Here is a 14,134-nt window from a genome sequence, read left to right on the forward strand (position 1 = left end):
GGCCCCTCCGGGCCTTGGGGCCCCCCCACGGGGACCCCCACCATCGTTTGGGGGGCGGCGCCGGTGCGCCCGCGCCTCCGGCGCCCAACCCGCCGCCGTCCGCATTCTGCCCCATCGCACGGCCCGGAGCCGGTGAACCCCGTGTGGTTCACGCCTCCTTGGCCCGGTACCTGCGCATCTTGGCGCGCGCCCCGCACACCTGCATCGAGCACCAGCGGCCGCGTCCGGCCGGGCTGCGGTCGTAGTACGCCCAGAGGCAGTCGACGGCCTCGCAGGCTTTCAGACGGCTCCAGGTGCCGGCGACCAGCGCCTCGGCGACGGCGGCGGCGACCCGGGCGGCCAGCAGGCCCTCCCGGGCGGGGGCGAGGGCGGCGGAGCCGTCGGCGTCGTCGACCGTCACCACCAGCGGAGCCGCGGCCAGCAGCTCACCCAGCGGGGTCACCTCGCGGTGCGGCGGATGGCCGGCGTGGGCGAGCAGCGCCACCCGCAGGGACTCCCGCAGCTCGCGGGCGTCCGGTACGGCGTCCTGCGCCAGGCCGAACCGCGCCCGGTTCTCCGGCGTGTCCAGCGAGTCGGCGCCCGTCTCGACGTCCAGCGTGTTCACCAGGGCCCGGACCAGCTCCAGACCTCCCGGCGCGGGCGATCTCACACTCATGCTTGCGACGTTACCGCCAATGCGGGAGCATGAGGTAACCGTTACCGGTTACCCGGTCCATGCAGGTAACCACCGCAGCGACCACCGCGGACCTCAAGGAGGAAGTCATGGCTGTCGCCGAACTGGGCGTCGTCGTCCTGGACTGTCCCGACCCGCACGCACTGGCCCGCTTCTACGCCGGCGTGCTCGGCGGAACCGTCGAGGACAAGAGCGACGACCACGACGAGTGGGTCGACCTGAACCTGCCCGGCGGGCAGACGCTGGCCTTCCAGGCCTCCCCCGGCTACGTACCGCCGAAGTGGCCCGGGCCCGACGGCGCCCAGCAGTTCCACCTCGACCTCGACGTGAAGGACCTCGACGCGGCCGAGAAGGCGGTGCTGGAGCTGGGCGCGCGCCCGCTGGACGCCGAGGACCGCGCCCGCACCTTCCGGGTCTACGCCGACCCGGCCGGGCACCCGTTCTGCCTCTGTGCCTGCTGACAGAGCACCCACCGAATCAGGAGGACCCCGCATGGCCACGGCACCCGCCGCACGTTTCCGCTCCGTCGTCCTCGACTGCCCCGAGCCGCGTGAGCTGGCCCGGTTCTACGCGGCGGTCGGCGGCGGGACGCCCGACGAGGAGGACCCGGACTGGGTGGTGCTCCACGTGCCCGGCGGACCGCGGCTGTCCTTCCAGCGGGCCCCGGACCTCACCCCTCCGGAGTGGCCGCGCTCCGACCGCAACGCCCAGCAGTTCCACCTCGACTTCGCCGGCGGGTCGACCTGGGCCGAGATGGACGCGGCGCACGAGCGGGTGCTCGCCCTGGGCGCCCGGCCGCTGGACCTGGAGGACCGGGAGACGAAGGGCTTCATGGTGTACGCCGACCCGGCCGGGCACCCCTTCTGCCTGTGCCGGATCGAGCACCCCTGACCGGCCCGGCGCTCAGCCGTCCAGTTCGGCGATCGTCGCCGTCGACGGCTCCCGGCGCTGCTGCACGGCGCGGGCGGTGAAGGCCGCGCCGCGCAGCACGCGCTGGACGTTGCCCCAGGTCAGCAGGGCCACGTCCGCCTCGTCCCAGCCACGGCGCAGCAGCTCGGCGATGAGCCGCGGGTAGCAGGAGGCGTCGCCCAGCTCCAGCGGGTGGGCGGCGCCCGAGTCGTAGGTGCCGGACAGGCCGACGCTCTCCGGTCCGGCCACCGTGCGGACGTGGTCGAGGTGGTCGGCGACGTCGCGGACGGTCGGGCCGGTCTGCTCGGCGGTCAGCGGCACCATGCACAGCCCTCCGGCCGCGCCCAGCTCGACCAGCAGGTCGTCGGGCAGGTTGGCGGGGTGCGGGCGCAGGGCGCGGGCGGCGGAGCGGGTGCACACGGCCGGGGCCTTGGAGACGGCGAAGGTGCGGCGGATGGTCTCGGCGGAGGCGCCGGAGAGGTCGGCGAGCACGCCGAGCCGGTTCATCTCCCGGACGACCTCCTCTCCGAACCGGGTCAGCCCCGCCTCGCTCGCCCAGGTCACCCCGGACAGCGTCAGCACGCGCAGGCCGAGGGCGTGCAGCGAGCGCAGGATGCCGAGGCAGTCGCCGAGGGCGGGGGCGCCCGCGGGACCGGGCAGCACGGCGACCCGGCCGCAGTTGCGGGCGTCGATGGCCTGCCCGGCGTCGTAGGCCAGGCGCAGCCCCTCGGGGTGGGCCCGAACGACCATCTTGACCAGGTCCAGCTGCTCCAGCGTGGCGCCGACCGCGCGGTCTCCGTCGAGGGCCTCGGGCAGCTGCAGCGACCACAGCAGCGCGCCCACGTGGCCCTCGCGCAGCCGCGGCACATCGGTGTCGACGGCGCTCTCGCCCAGCTCCAGGTCGTACCAGGGCAGGTGCTTGAGCGCCCAGGGCAGCCCGCTGTAGCCGTCGGCGACGGGATGGGCGGCCAGGACTGCGTGCGCCCGGGCCAGCGGCTCGTCGTCGGGGTCGGACACGGGCGTGTAGGGCTCCGGCGGGAAGACCTGCGCGGCGAGCGGCTCGGACAGGTCGCCGAGCCCGCCGGCCTCGGTACCGGTGTGCAGGTCGTCCTGGAGGTCTGCCATGGCGCGCTCCGTACGCTCGTTCGTGAGGTACGGCCACCGTCGCACGGAGCGGAAAGGGCTTCCTGGTGGGTGGGGCGTTCGGGGGTACGCGGCTCAGCCCCCGGCCGCGTCGATCACCTCGTCCAGGGTGTCCCGGGAGGCTGCGGCTCGGCGCGCCGCTGAACCCCGTACGGGGCCGGTACCTGATGTACGTGGGCGGGGCGGCCGGATACACCGACTACCCCGCCCTCACAGAGGTGACGGCTCAGCCGTCGAGTTCCTCCAGCGACGCGTTGGACGGCTCCCGGGTGGCCTGAAGCCCCCGCGCCACCTCCTCGGCGGCGTCGAGCACGCGGACCGCGTTCTTCCAGGTCAGCTTGGCCAGGTCGGCCTGGGACCAGCCGCGGTCGAGCAGTTCGGCGATGAGGTTCGGGTAGCCCGCGACGTCGCCGAGGCCGTCCGGGGTGAAGGGCGTGCCGTCGTAGTCGCCGCCGATGCCGAGGTGGTCGACGCCGGCGACCTCGCGCATGTGGTCGAGGTGGTCGGCGACCGTGGAGACCGTGGCGACGGGACGCGGGACGCGCTCCTCGAAGGCGGCGTGCACCTTCATCGCCTCGGGGCTGGAGTCGAGGTGGTGGAAGCCGTGCGCGCGCATGTTCTCGTCGGCTTCGGCGGTCCAGTCCACGGCCGCCTGGAGCACGAACTTCGGCACGAACGTCACCATCGCCATGCCGCCGTTGGCGGGCAGCCGCTCCAGGACGTCGTCCGGGATGTTGCGCGGGTGGTCGCAGACGGCCCGGGACGAGGAGTGCGAGAAGATCACCGGCGCGGTCGAGGCGTCCAGCGCGTCGCGCATCGTCGTCGCCGCGACGTGCGAGAGGTCGACCAGCATGCCCTCGCGGTTCATCTCCCGCACGACCTCGCGGCCGAAGGCCGACAGGCCGCCGACGCCGGGCTCGTCGGTCGCCGAGTCCGCCCACGCGACGTTGTCGTTGTGGGTGAGCGTCATGTAGCGCACGCCGAGCGCGTACAGGGCGCGCAGGGTGGCCAGCGAGTTGTCGATGGAGTGGCCGCCCTCGGCGCCCATCAGCGAGGCGATCCGGCCCTCGGCGCGTGCCGCCTCCATGTCGGCGGCGGTGAGCGCGGCCCGCAGGTCCTCGGGGTGGCGGTCGATCAGCCGCCGCACGCAGTCGATCTGCTCCAGCGTCGCCGTCACCGCGCCCGGCAGGTCGGAGCGGACGTACACCGACCAGTACTGCGCGCCGACGCCGCCGGCCCGCAGCCGGGCCAGGTCGGTGTGCAGGTGGGCGGACTGGTCGGAGGCGATGTCACGGGCGTCGAGGTCGTAGCGGACCTGCTCGCGCAGCGCCCAGGGCAGGTCGTTGTGCCCGTCGACGACGGGGAACTCGCGCAGCAGTTCCCGGGCCTGGTCCAGCGAGGTCATCCGCGTCCCTTCGGTCACTGTCCGCCCGTCACTTTCCGAATCCGAAGCCGGCCGCGGCGCCCTCGACCTTGCTGCGCAGCCGCTTGCCCTTCTCGGTGGCCTGGTCGTTCAGCTCCTGCTGGAACTCGCGCATGCGGCCCCGCAGTTCCTCGTCGTGCGCGGCGAGGATGCGGGCGGCCAGCAGGCCGGCGTTGCGGGCGCCGCCCACGGAGACGGTGGCGACGGGGACGCCGGCCGGCATCTGCACGATGGACAGGAGGCTGTCCATGCCGTCCAGGTACTTCAGCGGCACCGGGACGCCGATGACCGGCAGCGGGGTGACGGAGGCGAGCATGCCGGGCAGGTGGGCGGCGCCCCCGGCGCCGGCGACGATCGCCTTGAGTCCGCGGCCGGCGGCCTGCTCGCCGTACGCGATCATCTCGTGCGGCATGCGGTGCGCCGAGACGACGTCGACCTCGTAGGCGATCTCGAACTCGTCGAGGGCCTTCGCGGCGGCCTCCATGACGGGCCAGTCGGAGTCCGACCCCATGACGATGCCGACAACTGGGCTCATTCGGTGATCGTCCCTCTCAGGTAGCCGGCAGCGTGACGGGCGCGCTCCAGCACGTCGTCGAGGTCGTCGCCGTAGGTGTTCACGTGGCCGACCTTGCGGCCGGGCTTCACGTCCTTGCCGTACATGTGGATCTTCAGCTGGGGGTCGCGGGCCATGCAGTGCAGGTACGCGGAGTACATGTCCGGGTAGTCGCCGCCGAGGACGTTGACCATCACGGTCCACTTCGCGCGCGGGCGCGGGTCGCCGAGGGGGAGGTCGAGGACGGCGCGGACGTGGTTGGCGAACTGCGAGGTGATCGCGCCGTCCATCGTCCAGTGGCCGGAGTTGTGCGGGCGCATCGCCAGTTCGTTGACGAGGACGCGGCCGTCGCGGGTCTGGAACAGCTCGACGGCGAGGTGGCCGACGACGCCGAGTTCCTTGGCGATGCTGAGCGCCATCTCCTCGGCGTGCAGGGCCAGGTCCTCGTCGAGGCCGGGGGCGGGCGCGATCACGGTGTCGCAGACGCCCTTGACCTGCTGGGACTCGACGACCGGGTAGGCCACCGCCTGGCCGTGCGGGGAGCGGACCACGTTGGCGGCCAGCTCGCGGACGAAGTCGACCTTCTCCTCCGCCAGCACCGGCACCCCGGCGCGGAAGGGGTCGGCGGCCTCCTCGACGGAGTCCACGACCCACACGCCCTTGCCGTCGTACCCGCCCCGGACCGTCTTGAGGACGACGGGGAATCCGTCGCCCTCCGCCGCGAAGGCGGCCACGTCGGCCGGATCGCGCACGATCCGGTGGCGCGGGCAGGGCACGCCGATCGCGTCGAGTCTCGCGCGCATCACGCCCTTGTCCTGGGCGTGCACGAGCGCGTCGGGGCCCGGACGGACGGGGATGCCGTCCGCCTCCAGGGCCCTGAGGTGCTCGGTCGGCACGTGCTCGTGATCGAAGGTGATCACGTCACAGCCGCGCGCGAACTCGCGCAGCGTGTCCAGATCGCGATAGTCGCCGATGACGACTTCGTTCACGACCTGCGCCGCAGAGTCCTGAGGTGTGTCACTGAGAAGCTTGAACCTGATGCCCAACGGGATGCCCGCCTCGTGTGTCATACGAGCGAGCTGGCCACCGCCGACCATGCCGACTACGGGGAACGTCACACCCCTAGCGTATCGGCCGCGCGGAGCCCACCTGTTTACCGGCCGTTTCCCGCCCCTCCGGCCGCCCGTTCCGGACCCCCGCCCGCCGCTCGGCAGGAAGATCGCGCGTCCGGGTGGTTAGCATGAACAGATTGACGCCAACCGACGGACGGGGGCCTGCACGACCATGGAACGTGGTTCCTCGGGTGCTCACATGGCTCCCCCCGCTCCTCCCGCGCCCCGCGGCGCGCTGCGGGAGCGGATCGACCGGCTGGTGCGTGAGGTCGTGAAGTTCGGCGCGGTGGGCGGCGCGGGAGTGCTGGTCAATCTCCTCGTCTTCAACTTCGTGCGGCACGTGACCGACCTCCAGGTGGTGCGGGCCAGCATCGTGGCGACGATCGTCGCGATCGTCTTCAACTATCTGGGCTTCCGCTACTTCACCTACCGCGACCGCGACAAGGGCCACCGGACCCGCGAGATGTCGCTGTTCCTGCTGTTCAGCGCGGTCGGACTGGTCATCGAGAACGGTGTGCTCTTCACGGCGACGTACGGCTTCGGCTGGGACAGCCCGCTGCAGAGCAACATCTTCAAGTTCCTCGGCATCGGGCTCGGCACCCTCTTCCGCTTCTGGTCGTACCGCACCTGGGTCTTCCGCACGCTGCCCGCCCGTGGGCCGGTGGCCCGCGCGGACACCTTCCGGGAGCCCGGCCACCCGGCCCCGGTGCCCGCCTCCGACGGCACCCCCGCGGCCCACCGCTGAGCGCCCCCTAGGGCCTGTCTGACAATTCCCGTCTGCCTCGCGACGCCATGCACGCACTCTCGCCGCACCGGGCGCAGAGCCAAGTACATCCAGTACGAGGCTCTACGCCCGGCACGGCGAGAGCACGCACCTGACGCCGCGAGGCCGCCCTCCGGGCGACGACGGGAATTGTCAGACAGGCCCTAGCGCACCGTGCCGCCGGAGTCCCCGGACGACTTTTTCGGGGGCGGGGTGCGGGACAGGAAGAGGCCGAAGACCGGAGGACGTCCCTGGAGCAGTTCCAGGCGGCCGCCGTCCGCCTCGGCCAGGTCGCGGGCGACGGCGAGACCGATGCCCGTCGAGTTCCGGCCGCTGATCGCGCGCTCGAAGATCCGCGCCCCCAGGTCGCCCGGGACGCCCGGGCCCTCGTCGGTGACCTCCACGACCGCCTGGTTGCCGGTCACCCGGGTCCGCAGGGCCACCGTGCCGCCGCCGTGCATCAGGGAGTTCTCGATCAGCGCGGCCAGCACCTGCGCCACGGCGCCCGGCGTGCCCACGGCCGTCATGTGCCGCTTGCCGGAGCTGACGATCGCCCGGCCCTCGCTGCGGTAGGCGGGACGCCACTCGGCGATCTGCTGCTGGATGACGTCGTCCAGCTCGAAGGTGACGGCGGAGCCGCTGCGCGGGTCGCGCGAGTTGGTCAGCAGCCGGTCCACGACGTCGGTCAGCCGCTCCACCTGCGACAGCGCGATCGTCGCCTCCTCCTTCACCGTCTCCGGCTCGTCGGTGAGGGTGATCTCCTCCAGCCGCATGGACAGCGCGGTCAGCGGCGTACGCAGCTGGTGGGAGGCGTCGGCGGCCAGCCGGCGCTCGGCGGTGAGCATCCGGGCGATGCGCTCGGCGGAGGAGTCCAGCACGTCCGCGACCCGGTCCAGCTCGGGGACGCCGTACCGCTTGTGCCGCGGGCGCGGATCGCCGGAGCCGAGGCGTTCGGCGGTCTCGGCGAGGTCGGTGAGCGGGGAGGCGAGGCGGTTGGCCTGCCGGATCGCCAGCAGGACGGCGGCGACCACGGCGAGCAGCGCCACCAGGCCGATGATCAGCAGGGTCCGGCCCACCTCGCGGGTCACCGAGGAACTGGGCTCCTCGACGAGGACGGTCTCGCCCTCCTCACCGGTGGCCGTGCCCCGCAGCACCTCACCCGTCGGCTTGCTGCCGACCTCGATGACCGGTTCGCCGGGGATGCGGATCACCGCGTAGCGCGCGTCCCGGATCTGCTCCCGCAGGAACCGCGCGTCGACGGAACCGGTACCGATCAGCCTGCTGTCCACGATGCTGGCCAGCCGCACCGCCTCCAGGTCGACCCGTTCCTGCGCGGTGCTGCTGATCGTCCGGGTCTCCACGATGACGAGGGAGACGCCGAAGACGGCGATCACGACGAGCACCACGGCGAGCGTGGACTGGATCAGTCGGCGGCGCATGTCCTCTTACCCGGGCAGGCCCTGCGGGGGCTCAGTTCTTCTCGAAACGGAAACCCACACCGCGCACGGTGGCGATGTAGCGCGGGTTCGCCGCGTCGTCGCCCAGCTTCTTGCGCAGCCAGGAGATGTGCATGTCCAGGGTCTTGGTCGACGACCACCAGGTGGTGTCCCAGACCTCGCGCATCAGCTGGTCGCGGGTGACGACCCGGCCGGCGTCGCGCACCAGCACCCGCAGCAGGTCGAACTCCTTGGCGGTGAGCTGCAGCTCCTCCTCGCCCATCCAGGCCCGGTGCGACTCGACGTCGATCCGCACGCCGTGCGTGGCGGGCGGCTGCGGGGGCTCGACGGCGCCGCGCCGCAGCAGGGCCCGGACCCGGGCGAGCAGCTCGGCCAGGCGGAAGGGCTTGGTGACGTAGTCGTCGGCGCCCGCGTCCAGGCCGACCACGGTGTCCACCTCGTCGGCGCGCGCGGTCAGGATCAGGATCGGTACGGCGTGGCCCTCGGAGCGCAGCCGCCGGGCGACCTCCAGACCGTCCATGCCCGGCAGGCCGAGGTCCAGCACGACCAGGTCGACGCCGCCCTGGAGCCCGGCGTCGAGCGCGGCGGGTCCGTCCTCACGCACCTCGACCTCGTACCCTTCCCGGCGCAGGGCGCGGGCCAGCGGCTCCGAGATGGACGCGTCGTCCTCGGCGAGCAGTACACGGGTCATGAGCTGATGGTAGACCGCTCGGCGCAACGCCCGGGCATGATCACCGCCCGGAACTCTTACCTAGGGACAAGCCGGACACCCCCGCACGGAGGGGCGCCGCGCACCCCCGGTTCGGCCCTGCGGCTGTGGGATGCCATTCTGGAATGGACCTTCGAATGATCGTTCACGGTTCCGGAATCACCTGTGATCCGTGTCTCAAGTCCTTCCATACCGGGCGGTGTCCTGCCGTATGGTGAATCAGCGCCTGTAGCACCCAGGGGACCTTTGGCGACAGTTCGACGCTGAAGGTCTCTTTTGTGTGCGGGTCGGCCCAGGGCCGGCCTCGAAAGGAATGACCTGTGGCCGGGCCTCGAAGCGTGCGGTGACGCGCGGGGAGGCGTGGATCCCGGTGGCCGCCGTCCACCGCTCCGTGATCCGGAGCGGAATCCCTCAGGCGTGGGGTTGGGCGGGTGAAGGCCGCCGGTGCCGGCCGCCCCCCACCGGGCGCGCATCGCCTCATGAGCGCGTCCCGACCAGCAAGGATCGACCATGGCGTCCAGCCTGACGAAGGACTCGGTCACACCGGGCACCCCCGGCTCCGAGAAGACCTTCTTCGGCCACCCCCGCGGACTGGCCACACTCTTCATGACCGAGATGTGGGAGCGTTTCTCCTACTACGGCATGAGGGCTCTGCTCCCGCTGTACCTCGTCGCCCCGGGTGGTCTCGGCCTCGGCGCCGGCACCGCGACCGCGATCTACTCGGTGTACCTCTCGCTGGTGTACCTGCTGACCATGCCCGGCGGCTGGTTCGGCGACCGCGTCTGGGGCCCCCGCAAGACCGTCGCCGTCGCCGGCGGCGTGATCATGCTCGGCCACCTCACCCTGGCGCTGCCGTCCTCCGGCACGTTCTACGCGGGCCTCGGCCTGGTCGCCATAGGCTCGGGTCTGCTGAAGGCCAACATCTCCACGATGGTCGGCCAGCTCTACGACGGCCCCGACGACCCGCGCCGCGACGGTGGCTTCACCGTCTTCTACATGGGCATCAACCTCGGTGCCTTCGCGGCGCCGCTGGTCATCGGCACCATCGGCGAGAACGTCAACTGGCACCTGGGCTTCGCGCTCGCCGCGGTCGGCATGGGCCTGGGCGTGATCCAGTTCCTGCTCGGCAGCCGCCACCTGGCGCCGCACTCCAGCGTGGTCCCCAAGCCGCTGTCCGTCGAGGAGAAGACCTCGACGCTGCGCAAGGCCGCGTTCTGGGCCGCGCTCGCCGTCGTGTTCTACGCGATCGTCGGTTTCTCCGGCGCCTACACCCTGAACTGGATCCTGGTCCCGCTGACCCTGCTCGGCGTGATCATCCCGGTGCTGGTGCTGACCCGCATCAAGCGCGACAAGTCCCTGGACCGCGCCGAGCAGTCCAAGATGTCGGCGTACATCTGGTTCTTCGTCGCCGCGGCCGTGTTCTGGATGATCTACGACCAGGGCGGCTCGACGCTGTCGCTGTTCGCCGACTCCTCGGCCGACAACAGCGTCCTCGGCTGGGACTTCCCGGTCTCCTGGTACCAGTCGGTCAACCCGGTCATCATCATGGCCCTGGCCCCGGTCTTCGCCATGCTGTGGCTGGCGCTCGCCCGCCGCGGCAAGGAGCCGAGCACCATCGTGAAGTTCTCGTTCGGCCTGGTCCTGGTCGGCGCGTCCTTCTTCCTGTTCCTGGCCCCGCTGGCCATCGCGGACGGCGGCCACAAGGCGGCCGCCCTGTGGCTGGTGGCGATCTACTTCGTCCAGACCTGCGGTGAGCTGCTGCTCTCCCCGGTCGGTCTCTCGGTCACCACGAAGATGGCGCCCGTGAAGTACGCCTCGCAGATGATGGGCGTCTGGTTCCTGGCCGTCACCGCGGGTGACGCCACGACCGGCCTGCTCTCCATCGCGGGCGTCGACCTGAACAAGACGGGCATCGTGGCCGCGGAGGCGACCCTCGCGGTCGTCGCCGGCCTGGCGATCTGGATGTACCGCAAGCGCGTCAAGGAACTCATGGGCGACGTGCGCTGAGGCTCGCCGACCCGAAGCACTCCTCGGAAGGGTCACCGCGTCCCGGGTGGACGCGGTGACCCTTCCGGCTTTCGGAGGCCGCCCCGGCCCTCTCTCTAGCCCAACCAGGTCTGATCCCCGCCCGCCCCTGACTCCCCCGGTGCGTCCGCGTGGCCGATGCGAGCCGTACGGACGATGTTGGTGGGCGGCGTGTGCCGCGCCGGTGAGGCGGTGCGGCACCGGACGGGTACGAGAGCGAGGGAGCCGCGATGTCGGAACTGTTCGTCGACGGAGAGTGGACCGGCGCCGTGGGCGGGGCGCGGCGGGACGTGGTCAACCCGTTCGACGCGTCCGTCGTGCAGCAGGTCGACGAGGCGGACGAGGCCGACGTCGACCTCGCCGTACGGGCCGCCCGGCGGGCCTTCGACCGGGGCGACTGGTCGTCGGCGCCCACCCGCGAGCGGGCCGACGTGCTGCTCAGGGTGGCGCGGTTCCTGCTGCGCGACCAGGAGGAGATCGCCCACGTCGAGTCGCTGGACACCGGCAAGACCCTCACAGAGGCGCGGATCGACGTGGAGGACGTCTCCAACGCGTTCCGCTACTTCGCCGAGATCGCCGACAAGGACGGCGGCCGGATCGTGGACGTGGGCCCCGACGTGCTCAGCCGGGTCGTCTACCAGCCCATCGGGGTCTGCGCGCTGATCGCGCCGTGGAACTACCCGATGCTCCAGGCGTCCTGGAAGGTCGCCCCGGCCCTGGCCGCGGGCAACACCTTCGTGCTCAAGCCCAGTGAGACGACCCCGCTGTCCACGATCCACATGGTCCGCCTGATCGCCGAGGCGGGGGCCCCGCCCGGCGTCGCCAACCTGGTGCTCGGCCCCGGCTCCACCGTGGGCGCGGCGATGTCCGCCCACGAGGAGGTGGACCTGGTCTCCTTCACCGGCGGTCTGGCCACCGGACGCCGGATCATGGAGGCGTGCGCGCCGGGCGTGAAGAACCTCGCGCTGGAGCTGGGCGGCAAGAACCCCAACGTGGTCTTCGCCGACTGCGACTTCGACGCCGCCCTCGACTACGCGCTCGACGCCGCGTTCCTGCACTCGGGGCAGGTCTGCTCGGCCGGTTCGCGGCTGATCGTGCAGGACGAGCTGCACGACCGGTTCGTGGAGCGGCTGGCCGCCCGCGCGCGGACCATCCGGCTGGGCAGCGGGCTCGACCCGGCGACCGAGAGCGGGCCGCTCAGCTCGGCCGAGCACCGCGCGAAGGTGGAGAGCTACCTGGAGATCGCCCGCGACGACGGCGCCCGCCTGGTCTGCGGCGGCACCCGGCCGGACGACCCGGAACTCTCCCGCGGCTTCTTCCTGCTGCCCACGATCTACGCCGACTGCGACCGCTCCATGCGCATCGTGCAGGAGGAGGTCTTCGGGCCCGTCGTCACGGTGGAGCGTTTCCGCACCGAGGACGAGGCCGTGGAACTCGCCAACGACACGCGGTACGGGCTGGCCGGCGGCGTCTGGACGAGCGACGCGTCCCGTGCCCAGCGGGTCGCCGGACGGCTGCGGCACGGCACCGTCTGGATCAACGACTTCCACCCCTACCTGCCCCAGGCGGAGTGGGGCGGCTTCGGCCGCTCCGGTTTCGGCCGGGAGCTGGGGCCCACCGGGCTGCGCGAGTACCAGGAGGCCAAGCACATCTACCAGAACCTGCGGCCGGCCCCTTCCGGCTGGTTCAAGGGCTGACCGGGCAGGGCGAGAGAGCGGGACAGGGCGAGAGAGGCAGACGCATGGACGACGAGACGACGACCTACGACTACGTGATCATCGGCGGCGGCACGGCGGGCTCGGTGCTGGCCGCGCGACTGAGCGAGGACCCGGCCTGCCGGGTGTGCGTGGTGGAGGGAGGTCCCAGCGACGTCGGCGACGAGCGCATCCTGCGGCTGCGCAACTGGATCAACCTGCTCGGCTCCGAGTTCGACTACGGCTACACCACCGTGGAACAGCCGCGCGGCAACTCGCACATCCTGCACTCCCGCGCCCGTGTGCTCGGCGGCTGCTCCTCGCACAACACGCTGATCAGCTTCCTGCCGTTCCCCGAGGACCTCGACGAGTGGGCGGCCCGCGGCTGCGACGGCTGGGGGCCCGAGACGATCCTGCCGTACCGGCAGCGGCTGCAGAACACGATCGTTCCCGTCGGCGCCGCCGACCGCAATCCGATCGCCCAGGACTTCGTCACCGCCGCCGCCGGACGGCTCGGTGTCCCGGTCGTGGAGGACTTCAACGCCCGTCCCTTCACCGACGGCACCGGCTTCTTCTCCCTGGCGTACGACCCGGAGACCAACATCCGCTCCTCGGCCTCGGTCGCCTACCTGCACCCCGTCCTGGACCGGCCCAACCTGACGCTGCGTCTGGAGACCTGGGCCTACCGGCTGCTGCCCGACAGCGAGGGCCGCTTCACCCGCGTCCAGGTCCGCAACCCCGACGGCTCCCTGTCGACCCTGGAGGCCGAGGCGGAGGTCCTGCTGTGCGCCGGGGCCATCGACACGCCGCGACTGCTCATGCTCTCCGGCATCGGCCCCGCCGACCACCTGCGCGACCTGGGCATCGAGGTCCGCGCGGACCTGCCCGGGGTGGGCGAGAACCTATTGGACCACCCCGAGTCGGTGATCGTGTGGGAGACCCGTGGACCGCTGCCGCCCAACTCGGCCATGGACTCCGACGCCGGCCTCTTCGTACGCCGCGACCCGGCGGGCGGCCCCCGCCCGGACCTGATGTTCCACTTCTACCAGGTGCCGTTCACGGTCAACACCGAACGGCTGGGCTACCCGGCCCCGCAGCACGGCGTCTGCATGACCCCGAACGTGCCGCGCGCCCGTTCCGTCGGCCGCATGTGGCTGACCAGCGCCGACCCGGAGGTCAAACCGGCGCTGGACTTCCGCTACTTCACCGACCCGGACGGACACGACGAGCGCACCATCGTCGACGGTCTGCGGATCGCCCGCGAGGTGGCGGCCACCGCACCGCTCAGCGACTGGCTGCTGCGCGAGGTGGCCCCCGGCCCGGACGTGACGTCGGACGCGGACCTGTCCGAGTACGGGCGCCGCGCCGCGCACACCGTGTACCACCCGGCGGGGACCTGCCGGATGGGCGCCGACGACGATCCGCTCGCGGTGCTCGATCCGCAGCTCAGGCTGCGCGGGCACGACGGGCTGCGGGTCGTGGACGCGTCCGTCTTCCCCACGATGCCGACGATCAACCCGATGGTCACGGTGCTGCTGGCGGCCGAGCGCGCGGCGGACCTCATCACCGCCCGGCCCGCCCCGCGTCCGCTGACGACGGAGGGACCGTAACGGTGACCCGGCGGCGCCGCCGGGCGGCGCCGCGGAATCCGGCCCCCAGGAGTGCCGGTGGTC

Annotated in this window: 13 protein-coding genes and 1 pseudogene; 7 read left to right on the forward strand and 7 right to left on the reverse strand. The window is 72.1% G+C overall.

Features of this window, described 5'->3' with window-relative positions:
• Nucleotides 1–148: 148 nt before the first annotated feature.
• Nucleotides 149–655 (reverse strand): CGNR zinc finger domain-containing protein, encoded by a 507-nt coding sequence (locus ACFW01_RS30185; RefSeq protein WP_384508913.1) that lies wholly within the window; start codon nt 653–655, stop codon nt 149–151.
• Between the two features lie 107 nt (nt 656–762).
• Here ACFW01_RS30185 and ACFW01_RS30190 point away from each other — a divergent pair, with 107 nt between their 5' ends.
• Nucleotides 763–1,134, forward strand: coding sequence for a VOC family protein (locus tag ACFW01_RS30190; RefSeq protein WP_125491329.1), 372 nt, complete (start codon nt 763–765; stop codon nt 1,132–1,134).
• A 31-nt stretch (nt 1,135–1,165) separates the two neighbouring features.
• Nucleotides 1,166–1,564, forward strand: coding sequence for a VOC family protein (locus tag ACFW01_RS30195; RefSeq protein ID WP_234961065.1), 399 nt, complete (start codon nt 1,166–1,168; stop codon nt 1,562–1,564).
• A gap of 12 nt (nt 1,565–1,576) precedes the next feature.
• Here the strand turns inward: ACFW01_RS30195 and ACFW01_RS30200 are convergent, their stop codons facing one another.
• Nucleotides 1,577–2,707, reverse strand: coding sequence for a dipeptidase (locus tag ACFW01_RS30200; RefSeq protein ID WP_384508918.1), 1,131 nt, complete (start codon nt 2,705–2,707; stop codon nt 1,577–1,579).
• Between the two features lie 122 nt (nt 2,708–2,829).
• Between ACFW01_RS30200 and ACFW01_RS30205 the strand changes: the two are divergent.
• A pseudogene (locus tag ACFW01_RS30205) lies at nt 2,830–3,003 on the forward strand (alkene reductase); the annotation flags it as partial.
• Here the strand turns inward: ACFW01_RS30205 and ACFW01_RS30210 are convergent.
• Genes ACFW01_RS30210 through ACFW01_RS30220 form a run of 3 tightly spaced genes read right to left on the reverse strand, consistent with a single transcriptional unit; the run spans nt 2,952 to nt 5,819 of the window.
• Nucleotides 2,952–4,130, reverse strand: coding sequence for a dipeptidase (locus ACFW01_RS30210; RefSeq protein WP_234961067.1), 1,179 nt, complete (start codon nt 4,128–4,130; stop codon nt 2,952–2,954). The pseudogene ACFW01_RS30205 and the gene ACFW01_RS30210 overlap by 52 nt on opposite strands.
• A gap of 28 nt (nt 4,131–4,158) precedes the next feature.
• A complete protein-coding gene (gene purE, locus ACFW01_RS30215) occupies nt 4,159–4,683 on the reverse strand; it encodes a 5-(carboxyamino)imidazole ribonucleotide mutase (RefSeq protein ID WP_234961068.1) in 525 nt (174 codons plus the stop codon).
• Nucleotides 4,680–5,819, reverse strand: a complete 1,140-nt coding sequence (locus tag ACFW01_RS30220) for a 5-(carboxyamino)imidazole ribonucleotide synthase (protein ID WP_384508922.1) — start codon at nt 5,817–5,819, stop codon at nt 4,680–4,682. The genes purE and ACFW01_RS30220 overlap by 4 nt, the downstream gene beginning before the upstream one ends.
• A 166-nt stretch (nt 5,820–5,985) precedes the next feature.
• Between ACFW01_RS30220 and ACFW01_RS30225 the strand changes: the two genes are divergently transcribed.
• A complete protein-coding gene (locus ACFW01_RS30225) occupies nt 5,986–6,558 on the forward strand; it encodes a GtrA family protein (RefSeq protein WP_384508925.1) in 573 nt (190 codons plus the stop codon).
• 182 nt (nt 6,559–6,740) lie between these two features.
• Here ACFW01_RS30225 and draK read toward each other — a convergent pair whose 3' ends face one another.
• Both draK and ACFW01_RS30235 read right to left on the reverse strand, forming a co-directional pair.
• Complete coding sequence (gene draK, locus ACFW01_RS30230) at nt 6,741–8,015, reverse strand: two-component system sensor histidine kinase DraK (protein WP_234961071.1); 1,275 nt, start codon at nt 8,013–8,015, stop codon at nt 6,741–6,743.
• Between the two features lie 31 nt (nt 8,016–8,046).
• A complete protein-coding gene (locus tag ACFW01_RS30235) occupies nt 8,047–8,724 on the reverse strand; it encodes a response regulator transcription factor (RefSeq protein ID WP_234961072.1) in 678 nt (225 codons plus the stop codon).
• A 528-nt stretch (nt 8,725–9,252) separates the two neighbouring features.
• Here ACFW01_RS30235 and ACFW01_RS30240 point away from each other — a divergent pair.
• From ACFW01_RS30240 to ACFW01_RS30250, 3 genes are all read left to right on the forward strand, one after another.
• Nucleotides 9,253–10,749, forward strand: coding sequence for an MFS transporter (locus ACFW01_RS30240; protein WP_234961073.1), 1,497 nt, complete (start codon nt 9,253–9,255; stop codon nt 10,747–10,749).
• Between the two features lie 248 nt (nt 10,750–10,997).
• Nucleotides 10,998–12,464, forward strand: a complete 1,467-nt coding sequence (locus ACFW01_RS30245; protein WP_234961074.1) for an aldehyde dehydrogenase family protein — start codon at nt 10,998–11,000, stop codon at nt 12,462–12,464.
• A gap of 44 nt (nt 12,465–12,508) precedes the next feature.
• A complete protein-coding gene (locus ACFW01_RS30250; protein ID WP_384508930.1) occupies nt 12,509–14,071 on the forward strand; it encodes a GMC family oxidoreductase in 1,563 nt (520 codons plus the stop codon).
• Nucleotides 14,072–14,134: the final 63 nt, after the last annotated feature.

This window comes from Streptomyces sp. NPDC058985, from assembly GCF_042740985.1.
Lineage (GTDB): Bacteria > Actinomycetota > Actinomycetes > Streptomycetales > Streptomycetaceae > Streptomyces.